Below are 20,180 nucleotides of genomic sequence, written 5' to 3' on the forward strand. Positions count from 1 at the left end.
TCTGAATTTCACAAAGACCATCCTCCTGAAGAAATGGACATCTTCCATCCTTCTCCACCTCAAAATAAAATTCGCCGTCCTTTTTATGGAGCTTCTTTCTAAGTTTCTCTCCTAAAGCACCGCCCATTTTTTGATATTTTTCCGCAGTATCAAAATCAATGTCAATTAACCAGTCTTTGCAACAGCTGTCTTTACAAGCCTTCCCTATACAGGCAAAATCCGGATAAAAAAGAGGATACTCTAAAAGCATAGGCTTAATCCCTCCCTTACCTGAAAATGGCTTTCTGCAAAAAAGCGATATTTGGCCGCCTTGTATTCCGCCAAATTTTTAGCCTTTCGAATCTCCTTTAAGCCCTTTTCTCCGCCCTGGTAGGACTTGGCAAAATAGCTCCAAAATTCTTTGTACTTTGCCAATATATTTCTTTCTCCTTGGATTTCTTTGGCAAAATTCTCTTCCACCAAACTGAGAAAGTCCCTAAACTCTCCTTCCTCCAAAACCTTTCCGCCTCGAGCCTCCCGAAAAAGAGCCGGATTGGACAGGAGCCCTCGTCCGCACATTATCCCCCGAATCCGGGGAAACTTTTCCTGTAGAAACAAAATATCCTCCCCTGTTTCCACATCTCCGTTATATACAAGGGGAAGCTTAGAGCATTTACAAATATTTTGAAAACAAGGTAAATTCACTCGGCCGGAATAATACTGCTTTTGGGTTCTGGGATGAACGATGATTTCCGAAAAAGGAAAATGATTGAATACCTCAAAAAGCTCTTCCCATTCTCCTTCTGTATTTAAACCTATTCTTGTCTTTATGGAGACCTTCATTTTCGAATTCTTCAGCAAGGAAAAAAGCTCTTGAAAGAAGTCTTCCAATACCATCGGATTTCTAAGCATGCCGGAGCCTTTCCCCTTAGCCACCACGGTCCCGCTGGGACAGCCCAGATTTAAATTACACTCTTGATATCCCAACCCCTCAAGATATTCCATAGTCGCATGAACAAACTCCGGACGATTTCCCATAATTTGGGGAATCAGCACTAAGCTATTATTGTTCTCTACTGCACAATCTCGTTCAATTCTTCCGGTATAATGCCCTTCCTCATTGGAAGAAATAAAGGGACTAAAATATCCATCCGTTTCCGGAAATAAAACTCTATGGGCATTCCTAAGAGGATAGCCTGTAATGGATTCCAATGGGGCAAAATAATACTTCATAATCTCTCCTAAAAATTTCCGGTGAAAAAGGCCAAAAACAGCAGAATAATCAGCATTTGCCCATGTACCATAAGATAATGCAGAAGAAAAAGCTTCAGGTTCACAAGCTTAGCTTTACGTAAGAAAACAATAGCCATAATACTGCTATAGTTTAACGCCAAGGGGTGAATCGTGGATAATATGGAAGCCACAATCAGCTGTCTTCCCTTGGTACTGAAGGAGGACAACAGTACAGCGGCAGGAAGTCTTGTGAAAATTTCCGACAGGATAAAGCCTCTACCGGTCTCATGGGCAAGAATCCATTCTCCAAACAAGCGACTAAGCAATGCACTATGATAGGTACTTTCCTTTAACAGCAAAATCAAAAAGAGAAAAAGAAATAGAAAGCCATCCAGCTTTAAGAAAATTCTTCTTCGAAAGATAAGCGTATAAAAGCTAAGAATGGGGAAAAGCAAAAGAATCGGAAGAATCCGAAGATAAGACAAGAATATTAAAAGGGAAAACAGGGAAAAATGAATCAGAGCATTGGCATCCAGCTTGCTTTCCCTGAAATTTCCCTGAAATACGGCATTTTCTTCCTCTTTAAAAATGAGTACATAGGGAAGCAAAAAGATTCCTCCAAAAAGAAAGAAGATAAAGCTAATCCGTAAGAAGGACAGAAAGCTATAGCCATATTCCAAAAACAAATATAGGGAAGAAAGGCTGGTGTAGGGAAAGAGAAAGCTTCCGATCTCTCCGGCTAAAACTTGTAGAACCAGAGTATGTACCAAAAGATATTTACAATTCTTTTCTTTTCCCAGGCTGTCCAATGTGATGGGAATCATCACAAACAGACTCAAAGTATCTCCAAAAAAGCTAGAAAATAGAAAGCTAAAGAAAATCAGTCTGCGGGATAAGCCTTTTCTTGTTTTACTGCGGTTTAACTGCTTGTACACCAAATGATGCAAATATTGGCTTTCCATCAAATACACGGAAAGAAGTAAAATGGAAAGCATGGAGAAATACTTCTCTACGGGAAAGCCCTTTAGAAAAGAGAAATCCGGATACTGAAAAAGGCAGGATAGAAGCACCAATCCTGCCATGATAAGCAATACAATATTTTTGGATTTACGAATGGTAATGCTTTTAATCTTCATTATGATTGATAAAACCCTCGCCATGTACTTCCCGCACATCGGAAATGATAAAGAATGCTTTATCATCCATACTGTAAACCTGGTCCTTCACTCTGGTCACCTCTCTTGGACTCAGCACACAGTACAGCATGGTAATTCCCTGTCTGGTATACATTCCCTTCGCATCAATACCGGTAACGCCTCGTTCCAGCTCTTTCATAATCCATTGAGAAATCTCCTCTCCCTTATTGGAAATAATAGTAACCGCCTTAGCAAAGTGCATACCGTCAATAAAGGAATCACAAAGTTTGGTGAAAACATATACGGATACAATGGCATAGCAGGCCTTGGTTACCCCAAAGAGCTGTAATCCCCAAAGCACTACAGCACCGTCGCAGAACTGTAAAAGCTTCGCAATGGATATATGCTTAAAGCGAGTTTGAATAATCGCAGCCATCAAATCCGTTCCACCGGTAGTGCTGGATGCCGCAAAGACCAAGCCGCAGCCAATTCCCATAAGAATGGCACCAATCACAGAGTCTAAAAATAAATCATCTGCAGGAATCAGAGTATAATCCGGAAGTACATACAAAATAAAGGAGCATAGCATGGTGGCAAATATGGTTCTGGCAATAAATTTCCATCCCTTTGTAATGTAGCCCAGTCCAAAAAGGGGAATGTTAATAATGGTATTACTTAACCATAAAGGCAAGCCAAAAAGGTGACGAAGAATAATGGAGATACCGGAAACTCCTCCGATAATTAATCCTGCAGGATCATAAATATTTTTGGAGGCAATGGAAATTAATAGGGAGCCTATAATCATATAGATATAGTCTCGAATCAATCGTTTCTTCTTGTTATCCATCTCTCCTCCTTCAATACTGTGGATTCCATTCCATAGTTCCTTGCAACATTTTATAAAAATGCCTTAAAACGCTTTAAAAGCTTAAATGCTCTTCAAAAACTTTCATACTCTTTAAATGCTTCCGAATATTTTAATACTTTTGAAGTTCATCCTCTTTTTGTAAGGTAATAATACTCAGCTTCTCCTTCAGAAGGGGCAGCAACTCTTCCATAGCCTGCTTTTCAATAGTAATACAGCCGGAACTCTCCCAGGTATCCGGTGCCTTGATATGTAGAAAAATAGCGGATCCCCTACCAAATACCACGGGATTTTGATTAAATCCGATGGCCAGAGCCTTCTCATAGCAAATCTTATAGGAATACAATCTTTCCCCGGCAATCTTCGTTGGACTTTCCACCCAGGTATTATAGGTATTTTTCTCCCCGGACCAATAAGATGTTTTTTGAATCTGCTTATACGGAAGCTTAGTATTTACGGAGCTAGGAAAACCGAAAGCAAAGGATATAGGATATGCCCCTAAAGGAGTGGTACCGTCTCCTTCCTTTCTTTCCGTCCCTTCCTTTAGACCGTTTCTACCATATCCGCTATAGGTCTTCCATTGTAAATAATACCGATCTTCTCCCTTGTTCCAAAGGCTTAATTCATGGTCCAGCATCACAAGAAGCTGATCTTCCTTTTTTCCTACTTCTGTTTGGAAAAGTTTTTTCCCGATTCGAATCTCCGTATCGTTATTGGACGTGGATGTTTGGGATTCCAGTTTTTTCTGATAAAGCTCCCCCGGACCTGCAAATGCTGTAAATATCATAGACAGGCAAAAAAGACTAAGAATCAGGACACTTGTAAGTACCATCTTAGTCTTTTTTAGCTGTTTTTGTTGAGAGAATAAATTCATAGCTTTCCTTTCCTTTTTCGCTCTGAAATATCTTGATACAATCCATAACATCATATCCAATTCAGGAAAGCTTGTAAAGGATAAATAGAATTCATACCCTTAGCTTATTTAAATTTATCCTGCCTGATTACTCTCTATTCCCTGAGTAGCCTGTTTATTTCCGGCCTGAGTATTCTTCTTTGAAGAATTATTCTTGGAATTCTTCTGCTTATTCCTCTTACTTCCCTGTCCATCCGGTCTGTTTCCTCTTTCCATGCCCTGACCATTGTTCATGCCGCCCTGAGCTCTATCGCCGGGCATTCCCGGATTTCCATTCATGCCACTCTGTCCTCTGCCACCGAGCATTCCCTGACTGCCGTTCTGACCATCTTGGTCTCTACCGCCATGTCTACCTTGGTGTCCATTCATACCACCTTGTTCTCTATCTCTGGGCATTCCTAGACCGTTATTCATCGGAGGCATTCCCATGCCATTGTCGCTGGGTGGATTGCCAGGAAAGTTGTTGCCATCCCCACCGGGGAATCCGCCCATCTCGCCGGGTATTCCTTGACCTCTATCTCCGAGCATTCCTTGGTTACCATTCTGATGACCTTGCTCTCTGCCCCCTTGTCTTCCTTGATCACCGTTCATGCCGCCTTGGAATCCTCCGTTTGGAGCACCTCCCTGTGGGCCGCCATGGCCCATTCCGCCGCCCATAGCATTTCCGTTCCCTAAAGTATTGGCAATAGCGCTTACCGTAAATTCCTCTGTGTTTTCTCCTACGGAAAGCTTATAGCTCTGATTATTGCTAAGCTCCGGGGAGGAGAACAGTACTACGCCGTAGCTGTTTTGCAAATCGGAAACATCGAAGATTTCTTTTCCCTTGCTGTCTGTAATTTTAATTGTGCTTCCCGCATTTTGATTATTGCTGAGATAATCTACTACAAAGGCCTGGGTAGAGCTGTTTCCGTCAAAGGTCTGGAACATTTCGTTGTTTCCGGCTACCAAAACCGTACCGCCGGTAATGGTGCCTGTTCCGTTGTAATCTAAGGGTCCGTTTCCGTGTCCGGCGCCATCTACTATAAGAGTTCCGCCGCTAATGCTTAAGTCTCCGTTGGAATCCAGACCGTCACCTCCTGCATTTACCCGAAGGGTACCGCCATTGATGTTGATATATACCCCTTCCTGTTCCGCAAATTCGTTTCCGGAACTGTTATCGCTGGCCGCATTTAAACCGTCGTCCTGAGACTTTACGGTAATCGTACCTCCATTAATATCAATAGAAGCGCCCTCCAGTCCCTCATTGGAGTTCTCGATATTTACGTTTCCTTCATTTACCACCAGCTTACCGTCTGCATGCATACCGTCGTCGGAAACGGAAAGAGTATAGCTTCCCTTGGATACCGTCATATCTCCATTGGTGTTAAAGCCATCCTGTCCGGCAGTTATCGTAAAGCTTCCGTCATTGATGGTCAGATTATCTTTACCGTTAATGCCGTGCTTTGTCGCTTCAACAGTATAGTTTCCGCCTTCAATCGTTAAGCTGTCCTTTCCATGGATACCGTCCTCGTAATTTCCTTTCACTTCCAGACTGCCGCTTCCGCTTAGAATCAAATCGGATTTACTGTAAATTGCCGCATCGGGAATATCCTCCGTCTTACTATTGGAAGAATTGGAATTGCTGTCTTCTGTGGTATTGGCCGCTCTAAGATCCTGTACGGAGTTCTTGGAATTCTCCGCCAGAGTTAGGGTGAAATCTCCGGAGGTCTTCACATAGATTGGAGCTGTTTCCTTATTGCTGATGCTAAAGTTATCCAAAATCAAATTGACCTTATGGGTATCTCCCGCCGCAATCACCACCTGACCGTCCTCCAAATTTCCGGAAAGTCTGTAGTTCCCCGCAGCGGAAATGGTAATGGTTTTCCCCTCTACAGAAACGCCATTTCCGTTTGTTTTAATCTCTCCGTTTTCCACGGTAATCTTGGTTTCACTTCCCGTAGACTTTTCCGCCGGCTTTTGGCTTGTAGCTTGTGTATTATTGCTCACTGTTTTATTCTGTGCCGCATTGGCTGTACTTCCACAGGCCACCATAATGCTACTTAATCCCAGACCTAAAGCCAAGGCTGCAAGCTTATTGTAATTTACCTTTATTTTCTTCTTCATTTTTTTCTTTTCCTTTCTGCACTCTTTAGTGAAATAGTTCTCTGTAAAATCATCCTTCTTCATTTTTTCATAGATTCCCTTTTTCATCCTTTTCTTGTTCCCAAAAAGGACAACTAAAGCTTTAGAATCCTATTTTATAAACTTGCCCGCTCATCCATACTGCGCGCCAGATAGAGCTCCAGATTACCGTTACGAACTCTCAAGGCATCTAAGAAATCTTTTTCTTTTTTATCTGATTTCAGCTGTACCTTATACTGCAGTTCAAATAAAGAACCCAGGTTTACGGTTTTAACCTGTAATAAGTCGGAAACTTCGGTATATTCTTTTAAAATGTCTTGAAATACCTCTTCATAATCCAGGTTTTCCGGCATGGTAATCTTTAGGTATCGGTCTTTCTTTCCCCAGTTTTGGAAGATACCGTTTTGGAACAGAATAGACAGTAGGCTTAAGCTGACTGCTAAAATGCCTCCTAAGGCAATGTATCCTATACCACAGGCCAGTCCTACCGCCATAGCCAGGAAAATAGCTGTAATTTCCTTGGCATTACCCGGTGCGGAACGGAATCTTACCTGTGAAAATGCTCTCTAACATACTGCCTCCATTCTGCCTAAAGATTTTTTCGCTAAAGGCTGCTTCTTCCATTTCTCCAAATCGGAGAATCTTACTGTATAAATCTCCTTTTGTATTTCTTCCATTCCGAATCGCAAATTCGGGAAGATAACGCTTTTATAATAATTTCCGTATTTGGAAAAATTTCCCATAAAGATGGATTCCTCGGATAGGATTTGGCTAAACCATAGGGGAAGAACACCGCTGCTTTTTACTTCCATCAGAACCTCTCCGTTTTGTAGAAGCTTAAAGCCCTCTTCTTCTCTGTCTAAGCTTCCCTGTAAGGCGTAGCCTAGAATGTTTCGATCAAAAGTGATTCGAAATTCCGAGTCTTACTTTCCCATATAAGCATCCCGGTCGTAACGAATCATGACCTTCGGCTCCAGCCCCTCCTTCTTTCTGCTGTAATCAATTTCCCGGAATATTTGGCTCTCCTCCTTGGGATGAATCTTACGGAAGAGATAATCCTCCGCTTCCTGATAAGAAAGAGAAATTCTTCTTTTATACACTACTCCTTGTTATTTTTTCTTCAGTTCCAAAAACAATTCCTTATCTTGATTGGGCAAGCCATAGGACCGTAGTCTCAGCTTTTCTTTATACTTTGGTTTTTCTATGGATTTTCTGACTGAGGAGAAGCTATCGTTATCAAAGTACAGACTGTAAATACTGTAGTGAGGATAGGCGTCTTCCTGTATTTTCCCCTGAAGCTTTTCTAAAAGTCTTTCATATTGATTTTTTGTCAGTAAATATTTTTTCTCAAATCTTTTGAATATGTTCTGCTTTTTCAATTTCAACATCTCCTTTCTTTTTGAGATAGCCCCAGTATAGAAAGCTTTGCTGAAATGAAACTGAAAAAATTTCAGAAAGTTTCAAACGAGATATCGCACACTACGCGTGTGATACTCGTTAAGAACAAGAAAAAAAGACCGATAAATCGGTTTGAGCCGAATTTATCGATCTTTTGATGATTTTTTTATCTATGAAATTAAAGAAAAGAAAATTATTTTGTGTATCTTCCGTATCCGTATGGCTTCTTGTAGAAAACATCGTGCTCTCGAACAAAGTCACCGGTTCTGGTGCAGTGGATAATGGTTCCGTTTCCGGAATAAATTCCCACATGATAAATGGTGCTTGGAGAAGAACCGTAAAATACTAAATCGCCGGGCTGTAACTCTTCCGCGGAAATCTTCTGTGCGGAAGCATACTGGGAACGGGAATCTCTGGGAATGGAAATACCGAACTTCTTAAATACCTCTTGGGTAAATCCGGAACAATCCGCACCGGTTGTAAGCGAAGTTCCTGCCACCTTATAAGGAAGCACAGCAATAAAGGAACGGGCATAGCTGATCAGCTCCGTAGCCTCGGACTTCTTCAAATCCTGTGCACTGTTTCCAACATTTCCACTAAAATTCTCAGCCTTGTTCTTAACCGGCTTTTCCGTTGCAAGGTTGCTGTCCCCTTCCACTACAGGGCCGGAATAAGAGTCGGAAAGTTCAAGAACATCCTGTCCGCTCTTCTTTTCTTCCTTTGCACTTGCCTTCTTGGAAGCGGAGCTCTTCTTCTCCACAGAAGGCTTCTGGTTCTCCTGATCGGAAACGGCTGTTCCCAAATCCAAGTCAGAACCCATCACATCAATGGTTCCGGAGCTGGACTCGCTCTTACCGTTGGTATAAACTCCCGCTTCTCCGATAGCCTTCACCTGCACAACACCATCTTTAAGCCAGGCACCGGTAGTATCTACCTTATATCCCTCCACCGTGGTATTGGACTTTAGCCATCCGTTGGCATCAAAATAATAGCACTCTGCAATGCCGTCACCGTTACCGTCAATCCAAGCCCAGGTAGCCTTTGGATAGGTTCCATCCTGATGATTGTACCACCATTTATTGCTGTTCTTGCCGTTTCCCTTCTGCCAACGACCTGCATAAGCCGGGATGGCAGAAAAAAGAGAAATCAGACAAATAGAGTTCAGTACTAAAATTTTCCAATTCTTCTTCATTTTCTTTTCCTTTTTTAATAAAACGATACCTCTGCATGATAAAGCATAGCTTCTCTTTTCGCAAGTTCGAAATGAGATTTGTAAGCTAATCCGGGGAAATGTTAGGATTTTGTAATAATTTGAATAATTAGGCCATGGGGCAGACAAACAATAGGCAGGTCCGGATTTTCCTCACTGATGGCAGGGGTCCGTACACAGATTTGATTATTACAGTTAGATTCGGTACAAAGTACCTTTCCATCCTTAACTTCTATGAAGTTCACCTCATGTTTTGCAGGATTTACCTCATCTTCGGAAAGGGATGCCAGATTTTCCTTAAAGTCCACTTCTCTGGCCTCGTTATCCATAATCAAAATTTTGCTGTTTTCCGAGAGATTTTTTTCAATCAGAACAATTCCGTTTTTTAAAATCTGTACCTTTCTGGCATCCTTTTTGGCAAAAGCCTTTGGAAGAAAAAAAGATAAAGCTGCCATCAGACATACAAGAAGAAGAATGATAAGGACTCTCTTTTGTTCCTTTCTCTTCTCCCCTTCCGGTGAACCATTCTTATCCGCCAAGTTCTGCTTTTCCTTTGCTTCAGAAAGCTCCGACTCCATGCTTGTTTTCTTTTCTTCCTTTCCCTGCACTTCCATAACTATTTCAACTCCCTATCTTATCTATCGACCGTTTTACTCAAAAAAAATCACCAATGAAACGAGATATCGCACGCTTTGCAATCGATACTCGTTATGAATAAAAAAGCAGGGAAGCCTACTCTGCTTCCCCGCTAAAGAGAGGCCACAAACCAGACTTGAACTGGTGACCTTCTGATTACGAATCAGATGCACTACCGACTGTGCTATTGTGGCATCCCCCGCAGTATAGCACAGCTTCTTTCTCCATGGCAAGAGTGAAATACAAGCTTATTCCGCTTCTACGATACAAAAACTTCAAGCTTATTTCGCTCTAAAGCTACATAAACTGTAAGCTTACTCCAGCTCAAAGGCACCGGTATAGAGCTGATAGTACTTTCCTTTTGCCGCAATCAAGTCCTTATGACTGCCTCGTTCAATAATTTCTCCCTGTTCCAAAACCATAATGACATCAGAGTTTTGTACGGTAGAAAGTCTATGGGCAATGACAAAAACGGTTCTTCCTGCCATTAAAGCATCCATACCCTTTTGAACAATAGCCTCCGTTCTGGTATCAATAGAGCTGGTAGCTTCATCCATGATTAGAACAGGGGGATCATTTACCGCCGCCCTGGCAATGGACAAGAGCTGTCTCTGCCCCTGAGAAAGATTGCCCCCATTTGCACTTAATTCCGTATCGTAGCCCTTAGGGAGTCTTGTAATAAAATCATCCGCTCCCGCAAGCTTTGCCGCCGCAATACATTCCTCATCCGTAGCATCCAGCTTTCCATAACGAATATTCTCCATTACAGTTCCGGTAAAGAGTACGGTATCCTGTAGGATAACGGCAATAGATCTCCTTAAATCCGAAATGGCAATATCCCGGATATTGATGCCGTCATAGATAATCTCTCCTTTTTGAATATCATAAAAGCGGTTCAAAAGGTTGGTAATGGTGGTTTTTCCTGCACCGGTAGCACCTACAAAGGCTACCTTTTCTCCCGGTCTTGCAAAGACATCAATATTCTTTAGAATCTTTCGCTTTCCATCATAGGAGAAATCCACTCCCTTTAGTTCCATATCCCCTTTCAGTTCTTTCAGGGAAATGCTTCCGTCCGGTAAAATACTCTTCCAAGCCCAGAGCTCTGTTCTCTTATTGCTTTCTACTAAACGGTCTCCCTCATGGGAGCAATTTACAAGGCAAACTTTTCCTTCATCCTCTTCCACCTCTTCATCAATCATTTGATAAACACGACCTGCACCGGCAACACCCATAACCACGGCATTGACCTCAGAGGAAATCTGTCCTATTACACCGGCAAACTGCTTGGTCATATTCAGGAAGGGGATGACAATGGCAATACTTAAGCTTAATCCGGAAATGGAAATGTTCGGTGCATGGAAAGCCAAAAGTGCGCCTCCCACAATGGCAACCAAAACATAAAGGATATTTCCGATATTGTTTAAGATCGGCATAATCACATTGGAGTAACGGTTGGCTTCGTTGGAAACCCGGAACAGTTCGTCATTATAGCGGTCAAAATCCTGTATACTCTTCTCCTCATGGTTAAAGACCTTAACCACCTTCTGTCCATTCATCATTTCCTGAATAAAGCCTTCGGAACGAGCCAGCTCCTCCTGTTGACGAACAAAGTAATGACTGGATTTTCCTCCAATTACCTTAATGATTCGAAGCATAAAGAAGGAGCCTAAAAGCACCATAAGGCTAAGCCAAAGGGAATAATACAGCATAATGGAAACTACCGTAATTACCGTAATCAAGGAAGAAATAGCCTGAGGAATACAGATGGAGATGAACTGTCTCATAGCATCAATGTCATTGGTATAATGACTCATGATGTCCCCGGTTTTATTTTGGTCGAAAAAAGCAATGGGCAGATCCTGCATATGATTAAAGAGTTTCTGTCGATACTGTTTTAAGGATCCCTGGGTAATGGTCGCCATGTTCATATTGTAGCAATAGGCACAAATCAAGGAGATTGTGTAAAATACCAGCAAAATCCCAACCAATCTTAAAATATCGGAGGATACCGCATTCCAATTTCCTTCTTTATAAACGGTTTCAATCAGGCTGATAATCTTTTGCTGGAAAATAGCCGGAATAGAGGTTACTACCGCATTAATTACAATAAACAAAAGAGTAATAGGCAGAAGTGTTGGATAAAAGGAAAATAAGTCCTTTATGATTCTGCCTAAGGTCTTCATAAAATTCTTTGGTCTTCCCTTATTCTCCATTCTCTACCTCCTTTCTGTTCTGTGACTCATAGGTTTCTCTGTAAATCGGAGAATTCTCCATAAGTTCCTCATGAGTACCTCTGGCAATGATTTCTCCCTTGTCCATAATCAGAATCTGATCCGCATCCATTACAGAGGAAACTCTTTGGGCAATAATGATTTTCGTGGTATCCGGAATGAATTCCTTAAAGCCCTTTCGAATAAAAGCATCGGTTTTGGTATCCACTGCAGAAGTGGAATCATCCAAAATTAAAACCTTGGGCTTCTTTAATAAAGCTCTGGCTATACAAAGTCTTTGCTTCTGCCCTCCGGAGAAGTTGCTTCCTCCCTGCTCCACATGGCTTTCGTAGCCGTCCTTCATTCTTTCAATAAATTCTGCAGCCTGGGACAGTCTGCAGGCCTCTTCCAGTTCAGCCTGTGTAGCATTTGGATTTCCCCAGCGAAGGTTTTCCGCCACTGTTCCTGAAAAGAGAATATTCTTTTGTAATACCACAGCCACCTGATCTCTTAAAGCTTGAATATCGTATTTTCGAACATCCTCACCGCCAACCAAGACTTCTCCCTCCGTCACATCATAAAGACGGGAAATCAACTGGGTAAGAGAAGATTTTGCAGAACCTGTCCCTCCCAGGATCCCTACTGTTTGTCCGGAGGGAATATGAAGGGAGATATCTGTTAAAACATTCTTTTTCGCATCCTTGGAATATTTAAAGAATACATGATTAAAATCAATAGAGCCGTCCTTTACTTCCTTAATACCATTTTCAGGATTCTTCATGGTACTGTCTTCCGTTAAAACCTCAGCGATTCTTCGAGAGGAGGCAGCGGAAATTACCACCATCACAAAGACCATTGCCACCAGCATAAGGCTGGAAAGAATCTGATAGCTGTAGGTTAACAGGGCGGAAAGCTGTCCTACATCCAAATCAACACCACCGGTGCTGACCACCAGATAGGAACCGAAGCTTAAGACAAAGATAACCACCACAAAAAGACAAAATTGCATCAAGGGGTTGGCAATGGCAATCAGTTTTTCTGCAGAAATAAAGTCCTTTGCCAAAGACTCTGCCTTTTCATTAAACTTCTCTTTCTCGAAGTCCTCTCGGACATAGGTTTTCACCACCCGCATTCCCTGGATATTCTCTTCCACAGACTCATTTAAAGCATCGTATCGCTTAAAGATTTCGTTGAAAATCTTCATAGCTTTTTTGGTAATAAGGATTAAACCGATAGCCAAAATAGGAATCACAAAACAGAAAATAATAGCCATTCTGCCCCCCATCATGAAGGCTGCGACAAAGGAAAAGACCACCATCAAAGGTCCCCTGAAGGCAGTACGAACCAGCATCATATAGGCCATCTGTACGTTGCTGATATCTGTGGTTAATCTGGTTACCAAAGATGAGCTTTCAAAGCGGTCAATATTCTCGAAAGAAAAGCCCTGAATTCTTTGGAACATATCTTTTCGGATATTCCGGGCAAAACCGGTAGAGGCGGAAGCTGCAAAATTCCCCGCCCAAAGGCCGAAAAGAAGAGAAAGTATGGCCATCACCACCAGGATTAATCCGTAATGAAGAATCATCTGCATGGAGGCATTTTCCTTCATTCTATTCACTAATTGAGCAGTAAAAAAAGGAATCATACATTCCAGAATGACTTCTCCTGTAACCAATAGCGGACAAAGTATAGAGTCTTTTTTAAATTCACGAATGGATTTTGACAGGATTTTCAATACCTGTATTTTATCTTCCTGCATGACTTTTTCCTCTTGCACTGTTTCCCCCTCCTTCTCTTACTGTACATAGAATTTACTATGCATGGAATTTACAATGCGCTGTTTTGCACTGTGTTTTCTCTATGTAGCGCATATTCTATTGCTTACTCTTCTGTTTACTGTTTGATTTTTCTAAACTTTGCAATTTTATGGATGATTTAACAACTTGTCAAGTGTAGGCAAAATTCAATTCTCCGCTCCCTGAAATTGGCTTTCATATAGGTTCTTATAAAAACCTTTCTGCTGTAAAAGCTCTTCATGACTTCCCTTTTCGATGACATTACCATCCTTCATCACCAGGATACAATCCGCATTTTGAATCGTAGAAAGACGATGAGCCACAATAAAAGCGGTTCTGCCCTTTAGCATTTCCCGAAAAGCTCTTTGTACCTTCTCTTCCGTTCTGGTATCAATGGAGCTGGTAGCTTCATCCAAAATTAAAATGGCCGGATCCCTTAACATTACTCTGGCAATACAGAGGAGCTGTTTCTGTCCCTGGGATAGATTGCCTCCGTCCTCCGGAAGGATTGTATCGTAGCCTTTTGCAAGCTGTAAAATAAAATGATGGCAGCCTGCCCGTTTAGCTGCTTCCATAACCTCTTCTCTACTCTTCTCCGGAGAACCGTAACGAATATTTTCCAAAACCGTATCCGACTTTAACCAGCTATCTTGTAGAACCATGCCATATACAGAACGCAGGCTATGATCCGAAAGGCTGCCATAGGGCATTCCGTCAATCGCAATGCTTCCCTGATTCGGTTCATAAAATCGCATCAAAAGATTAATTAAGGTTGTTTTTCCGCATCCTGTAGGTCCAACAATAGCAATGTTTTGTCCGGATTGTACGGAAAGGCTCAAATCTTGAATCAGCTTTTGCTCCTTCGTGTATGAGAAATACAATCCGGAAAGCTCCAAGCATCCTGCCACAGGCTTTGGTAATTCCCTATTCTCCGCCTTTGGCATCATCTCCTCTTCTTCCAAAAAGTCAAAAACCCTGGATGCGGCAGCTAAAGCATTTTGAATTTCCGTAATCACGGAAGTAATATCATTAAAGGGCTTAGCATACTGGGTGGCATAAGCCAATAAAGAGGATAACTGCCCAATACTTAAGGTCCCTTGTAAGCAAAACAGTGCTCCAACTCCCCCAACCAAAGCATAGCCTAAAGCATTTAAAAAACGGGTAAAGGGGTTAACCAAAGAGCTGTAGAAATTTGCTTGCATACTATATCGGGAAAGTCTTTCATTTTTCTCCTGATACAAAGCCTCTTTTGGGGCATCCTGCATAAAGGCCTTCAGAAGCTTCGCATTTCCGATAGCCTCCGTACTGAAGGCAGCGATTTCTCCTCTGCTCTCAGACTGATTCTGAAAATACAGGTAAGCGCGCTTGGATATAAACTTTGCGATAAAAAAGGAAAGAGGCGTCAGCGCCAAAAGGATCAGAGCAATTCTCCATTCCAGAAGAAAGAGAAAAAATGCAGTTTCCAAAATACTGAACACCGCCTGCAAAAACTGATTCAGTAGAACAAATAATCCCTGTGAAATCTGTTCTATGTCTGTAGTTAAACGGCTTAAAATCTCCCCGGGCTCCTTGGAATCAATGGAGGATAAAGGAACGGCTTGAATATGAGAAAAAGCCTTCTTCCGTAAATCTTCAATCACATGAAAGCTTAAATAGGTATTCACTTGGTTCATTATCCACTGGAAAACCACTGCCAGGATAAGCACTATCAACATAAGTTTTAAAATCTGTCCCAATCCGGCAAAATCCACTGCAGATTTTCCGGCAATCTTATCTATGGCTTTTCCCAAAAGGATAGGAAGAAAGAGGGAAAATACTACGGAGAGAAAAGCTGAAATAATGGAAAGAAGCAAGCTGAATTTATAAGGTTTGATGAAGGCGAAAAGTTTCCAAAAAGACTCAGCTGCAGTTCCGTTTTGCCTGGTCATATTACGCCTCCTTTCCTTGCTTCTGAGAAGCACAAATTTCCTGATATACAGAACAATTCTCCATAAGTTCCTGATGACTTCCCAGTCCGATTAACTTACCTTGGTCTAAAACCAGAATCTTTGGGAAATGCCTGATACTGGATACTCTTTGGGAGATTACCAAAAGGCTTTTTTCCCCTTGATATTCTTCCAATGCTGTTCGCAGCTTTCTTTCTGTCAGCATATCCAATGCGGAGGAGGAATCATCCAAAATTAAAAGCTTGGAATCCCCAACCAAAGCTCTTGCAATAGAAAGTCTTTGTCTTTGTCCACCGGAAAAATTTTTTCCTTCTATACTGACAGACAAATCCAAGCCCTCTCCCTTTTCCTCTACAAAATCTTTTCCCTGGGCGATTTCCAAAGCTTTCCAAAGCTCTTCATCTTTTGCCTCCTGCTTTCTCCAAAGAAGATTTTCTTTAAGGGTTCCGGAAAAAAGTACCGCCTTCTGAGGGACATAAGCAATACTTTCTCTAAGTTCTCTTTTCGAATAATCTCTTAAATTCTTCCCCCAAAGGAAAATTTCTCCCTCATAATCCGCGTAAAATCCACAAATTAGAGATATCAAGGTGGATTTTCCGGATCCTGTACCACCGATAATTCCTAAGCTTTCCCCGTCTTTTAAAGAAAAACTGATATCGGAAAGAGCCCTCTCCTCTCCGACTTCATAGGAAAAAGAAAGATTCTTTAGAAGGATACCGGCCTTGTTTGAGTCAGAAGAAGCATTGGCTTCAAGCTCCTGCTTTTGCACTTTTTCTGTGGCTTGATTTCTTGTTGAAAGAGTAGCTGCTTCCTTATCGTTAACAGACTGATCTTCTTCGTTCTTTCGCTCCATCACCTCTTCAATTCGGCTAATACTGGCATAAGCTTTAACCATCAAAATAATCAGATTGGCAAGCTTTAGAAGCTCCACCAAAATCTGGCTCATATAGTTGGTCAGAGCCACCACATTTCCCTGAAAGAGCCTGCCGTCATTGACCAATTTTGAGGAAAAATACAGAATGCCCATAAGCCCCAGTTGAATCAGAAGCATACTCATGGGGTTCAACAAAGCGGAAATCTTTCCCACTGCAATCTGCACCTTGGTATAATTTTGGTTCTTTTCCCGGAATTCCTCTTCTTCCTTCTCTTCCTGACAAAAGGCCCGTACCACACGGATACCCATTATATTTTCTCTGTATTTTCTGGTAATGTTTTCCAAACTGATTTGAATCTTTTTGTAAAAGGGCATGGTGAGAGCCATAATTCCGAAAACTACAAAGGATAAAAGAATCAATACCACAAAAAACAAAAGCGATAGGCCGGGGCTGATTCGAAAGGCCATGATGCAAGCCCCCACAACAATAAAAGGAGAGCGCATTAAAAGCCTAAGCACCATATTCACCGTAGATTCAATCTGAAAGATATCCGGACCGATTCTGGTAATCAAGGAAGATGCGGAAAGCTCATTGTAATCTTTGTAGGGTAAAGAAAGAATTTTGTGAAACAAGTCTCTACGGTAGGATTTTCCCACCACCATTGCTACCTCTGCCGCAAAATACTGGGCAATGACAGCGGTAAGGCAACCAATGCAGGCTAAGACTAAGAGCAGGAAAAGGCTATGCCAAATCACCCCTATATTCTCCTTACGGATTCCCTGATCAATCATTCCGGCAATAACTAAAGGAACAAAGAGCTCAAACATACTTTCCAGACACTTAAACAGGGGGGCCAAAATACTTTTCCCCTTCACCTTTTCCATATAGGACAGTATTCTTCTCATCTTACTACTCCTCTAACTATTGACTCCTTAAATGACCTTCATTCTCCTATAACTGCTCTTTTCTTCTTGTAAAACAATTTTAGAGCTATGGAAGGAATACCCTTTTTATCCTTCTTTATGAAAATATTGATCCAATACCTTTCTGGCAATTGGCGCTGCGGTCTTTCCGCCGGTTTCTCCTTCTTCCACAATAACGGATATCGCAATCTCCGGATCCTCCATGGGGGCAAAGCCTACAAACCAGGCATTGGTCTTTAAATCACTTCCCACCTTCACCTGGGCGGAACCGGTTTTTCCGCAAACCTTATAGGCATCCGTCTGTAAAGCACTGGCGGTTCCCTCCGTGACTACCTTTCTCATAAACTGCTTTAAGGCATCACTTTCTCCCTGAGAAAGAAGGCTATGACTCTCCCCATAAGGGAACTCCTTTACCGTTGTGCCATTGGCATTCTGTACTGAAGCAAGAAGGCTTGGATAGACCAGATTTCCTCCATTGGCAATGGCGGAAACCATGCAAAGGTTTTGCAGAGGAGTACAAAGGGTAGCCCCCTGTCCGATAGCGGTTTGCATCTTGTCCCAAACATCCGCATTCTCCGCTAAAGTGAATTGCCCTGCATTGGCAGACAAACCAATATCTATTTTTTGATTATAGTAGAAGCTTTCCGCCAAAGCCTTTAATCGAATCGGATCAATCTCCGTTCCCAGCTTGGCAAAGGCGGAATTACAGGAATCCGCAATGGCCGATTCCAAATCCACCTTTCCGTGAACCTCTCCGTTATAACAATGCACCACATAGGAGGAATTCTCCGGATCCACATATTCTCCCTTACAGGTATAGCTAAAGCTCTGCCAATCCGCAGGATGCTCCCGAATATACTCTAAAGCCATCAAAAGCTTAAAGGTTGAGCCGGGAGGATAAAGTCCCTGGGTCGCCCTGTTCAGAAGATTTCCGTCTTTGTTGTCGGAGGAAGTAAGAGCTTCCCAGTTGTTCTGAATATCCTCTTCCGTAAAGGAAGGTGCGGAAACCATCGCCAGAATTCTTCCGGTCTTCGGATTCATACAGACAATACTCCCCTTCTTATCCTTCAACAAAGAATAGGCAAGGGATTGTAAAGAAGAATTCAAGCTAAGTACTACCGAATCTCCGGGATTCTTGATTTCCTCCGCCTGATTGATGATTTTTTGTAAGGGGTTAATACTGGAACGGCTAAGATAAAAGTTCGCCATGGACTCCACTCCGGTTTTTCCCTTGCTGCTGTAGCCGATGGGGTGAGAAAAGGCAATCCCCTCCGGATAGACTCTTTTCTCTCCACCTTCTCCTGTTTCCGTTTTCGCCAGTACCTTTCCATCAGAAGAAAGGATGCTGCCTCGAATGACCTTCGAAGAAAGATAATCTATTCTGGCATTATAGGGGCTGGAAATCTGATTCGGAGCCAAAACCAGCATAAAATAACAAAAATATACAATCATGGAAAAGAAAAGCAGGACAAAGAAATAGGTAATTCCCTTCATTTCCCTGTTGCTTGGCTTTCTTCTGGAATTATTATACTTTTTCATAATTTACCCTTCTTCCGGAATTTCTCAGCTTATTCATAAATGGCTCTTCTCCTCTTTCCCTTCGGTGCCTGCTGTTCTTCTTCCTCTTCATCCATGGCATCTTCCTTTCCTTGGATGACAAAGAGAGATTGGAAGATGGCAAAAAGAATACAACTGGAAATCATACTGGAACCGCCATAGCTGACAAAGGGCAAAGTCACTCCCGTGGAGGGGATAAATTTAATGGCTCCACCGATAGTTAAAAAGACCTGCATCACATAAATCACACTTAAACCGATACAGATGAGTTTATAGAAGAGGCTTTCCATGTCCATTCCCATCATCATCATTTGCATAAAGCAGGAAAGGCAGACAAGAATTACACAAATCGCCACAATTCCTCCCATTTCTTCAGAAAGAGCGGAAAAAATAAAGTCATTTTCCACGATGGGAATCTTGTTGGGCAGTCCCTGAAAAAGTCCAAGTCCAAGAAATCCCCCCGTACCGATGGCAAAAAGAGACTGGGTAATCTGATATCCCTTCCCTGCAATATCCTTCCAGGGGTCCATAAAGGCAAAAACTCTGGTCCGTACATGGGAGAATAAATGATAAGATACAAAGCCTGCTAAAGCGGAAAGACCAAAGCCCAGTGCCAGATACAAAAATTGGCTGCTGGAAACATAGAGCATAAACAAAAAAGCCATAAAAAGAATCAGGGCGGAACCCAAATCCTTACACAGCACCAGCACAATACCGTGGAGCATAGCCACTATTGCTGCCTTGTATATCCCCCTTTGATTTTGTTCCTCCGATAAAAATCCCGCCACGGAGAAAACAAAGCTGATTTTGACAAATTCGGAAGCCTGGAAGGAAAAGCCGAAGAAATTCAAGCTCATCTTGGCACCAAAGCTTACCCGGCCCACAATAAGTACCAAGGAGAGCAGGAAAATCCCCAGTACCGCAAAGGCAATTCTTCCCTTTTGAAAATCCCAGATTTTATCGATGAAATAGGGAATAAGCAGGGCTAAAAGACTGGCTGCCACGGAAATGGCAAACTGCTTCATGGCCTTATCCGTATTTAATCTTTCCAGCATTATCCACCCTAAGGCCAAAAGAAGACACTGGTTATACAAGAGCGTCTCGCTGAAGGTAGGATAGATTTTCTTCCAAAGGAAGGGATAAAGCACAAGAAAACACAGCTCCGCCCCATACATCATCAGATAAAAGAAGTCCTTTGTATGGAAGAACAAAACCCCATGACAAAGAAAATGTAAGAACAATAAAATCTGGTAAAGAAACTTTGCAAGTCTTCGTTTTCCATCCCCATAATCCAGGGAAAGGTTTCGAAACAGACTGTAACAATACAGCAGCATCAATACCATGCATACAATCTTCGTAAATGTACTAAAAAGACTACCCAT

At 42.1% G+C, this 20,180-nt stretch carries 15 protein-coding genes, 1 tRNA gene and 1 pseudogene; all 17 read right to left on the reverse strand.

The features are described from left to right. The coding region (fliB, locus tag RYL27_RS03010) for a flagellin lysine-N-methylase (protein WP_314965142.1) at positions 1-250 on the reverse strand (250 nt) is incomplete at its 3' end. After that, positions 241-1,212: a tRNA dihydrouridine synthase gene (locus RYL27_RS03015; RefSeq protein ID WP_314965144.1), complete on the reverse strand. Its 972-nt coding sequence runs from the start codon at positions 1,210-1,212 to the stop codon at positions 241-243. The genes fliB and RYL27_RS03015, both read right to left, overlap by 10 nt. Positions 1,213-1,220: 8 nt before the next feature. Next, a complete protein-coding gene (locus RYL27_RS03020; protein ID WP_314965146.1) occupies positions 1,221-2,372 on the reverse strand; it encodes a hypothetical protein in 1,152 nt (383 codons plus the stop codon). Then, a complete protein-coding gene (locus RYL27_RS03025) occupies positions 2,338-3,195 on the reverse strand; it encodes a YitT family protein (protein WP_314965148.1) in 858 nt (285 codons plus the stop codon). The genes RYL27_RS03020 and RYL27_RS03025 overlap by 35 nt, the downstream gene beginning before the upstream one ends. 130 nt (positions 3,196-3,325) lie before the next feature. After that, the gene (locus tag RYL27_RS03030) at positions 3,326-4,045 is read right to left on the reverse strand and encodes a L,D-transpeptidase family protein (RefSeq protein WP_314833079.1); all 720 of its coding nucleotides are present in this window, start codon (positions 4,043-4,045) and stop codon (positions 3,326-3,328) included. A gap of 156 nt (positions 4,046-4,201) precedes the next feature. Next, the gene (locus tag RYL27_RS03035) at positions 4,202-6,229 is read right to left on the reverse strand and encodes a carbohydrate-binding domain-containing protein (protein WP_314965149.1); all 2,028 of its coding nucleotides are present in this window, start codon (positions 6,227-6,229) and stop codon (positions 4,202-4,204) included. 134 nt (positions 6,230-6,363) lie between these two features. Further along, positions 6,364-6,741: a hypothetical protein gene (locus tag RYL27_RS03040; protein WP_314965150.1), complete on the reverse strand. Its 378-nt coding sequence runs from the start codon at positions 6,739-6,741 to the stop codon at positions 6,364-6,366. Between the two features lie 72 nt (positions 6,742-6,813). Continuing rightward, positions 6,814-7,635: pseudogene (locus RYL27_RS11420) on the reverse strand (VTC domain-containing protein). 203 nt (positions 7,636-7,838) lie between these two features. Next, positions 7,839-8,837, reverse strand: a complete 999-nt coding sequence (locus tag RYL27_RS03060) for a C40 family peptidase (RefSeq protein WP_314965156.1) — start codon at positions 8,835-8,837, stop codon at positions 7,839-7,841. Between the two features lie 101 nt (positions 8,838-8,938). Then, positions 8,939-9,469, reverse strand: a complete 531-nt coding sequence (locus RYL27_RS03065) for a NusG domain II-containing protein (RefSeq protein ID WP_314965158.1) — start codon at positions 9,467-9,469, stop codon at positions 8,939-8,941. Positions 9,470-9,612: 143 nt separating this feature from the next. Beyond that, positions 9,613-9,685: transfer RNA gene (locus RYL27_RS03070), tRNA-Thr, on the reverse strand. 120 nt (positions 9,686-9,805) lie between these two features. After that, positions 9,806-11,704 carry an ABC transporter ATP-binding protein gene (locus tag RYL27_RS03075; protein ID WP_308579658.1) on the reverse strand — a complete coding sequence of 633 codons (1,899 nt, stop codon included), beginning with the start codon at positions 11,702-11,704 and terminating at the stop codon, positions 9,806-9,808. Further along, the gene (locus RYL27_RS03080) at positions 11,694-13,460 is read right to left on the reverse strand and encodes an ABC transporter ATP-binding protein (protein ID WP_308579677.1); all 1,767 of its coding nucleotides are present in this window, start codon (positions 13,458-13,460) and stop codon (positions 11,694-11,696) included. Before RYL27_RS03080 ends, RYL27_RS03075 begins: the two co-directional genes overlap by 11 nt. A 204-nt stretch (positions 13,461-13,664) precedes the next feature. Then, positions 13,665-15,425 carry an ABC transporter ATP-binding protein gene (locus RYL27_RS03085; protein WP_308579657.1) on the reverse strand — a complete coding sequence of 587 codons (1,761 nt, stop codon included), beginning with the start codon at positions 15,423-15,425 and terminating at the stop codon, positions 13,665-13,667. Between the two features lies 1 nt (position 15,426). Further along, the gene (locus tag RYL27_RS03090; RefSeq protein WP_308579655.1) at positions 15,427-17,223 is read right to left on the reverse strand and encodes an ABC transporter ATP-binding protein; all 1,797 of its coding nucleotides are present in this window, start codon (positions 17,221-17,223) and stop codon (positions 15,427-15,429) included. A 105-nt stretch (positions 17,224-17,328) separates the two neighbouring features. Continuing rightward, positions 17,329-18,780 carry a peptidoglycan D,D-transpeptidase FtsI family protein gene (locus RYL27_RS03095; RefSeq protein WP_314965162.1) on the reverse strand — a complete coding sequence of 484 codons (1,452 nt, stop codon included), beginning with the start codon at positions 18,778-18,780 and terminating at the stop codon, positions 17,329-17,331. Positions 18,781-18,809: 29 nt separating this feature from the next. After that, a complete protein-coding gene (locus RYL27_RS03100) occupies positions 18,810-20,180 on the reverse strand; it encodes an FtsW/RodA/SpoVE family cell cycle protein (protein WP_314965164.1) in 1,371 nt (456 codons plus the stop codon).

Origin of the sequence: Oribacterium sinus (genome assembly GCF_963537195.1) — a bacterium.
GTDB classification, from domain to species: Bacteria; Bacillota; Clostridia; order Lachnospirales; family Lachnospiraceae; genus Oribacterium; species Oribacterium sinus_A.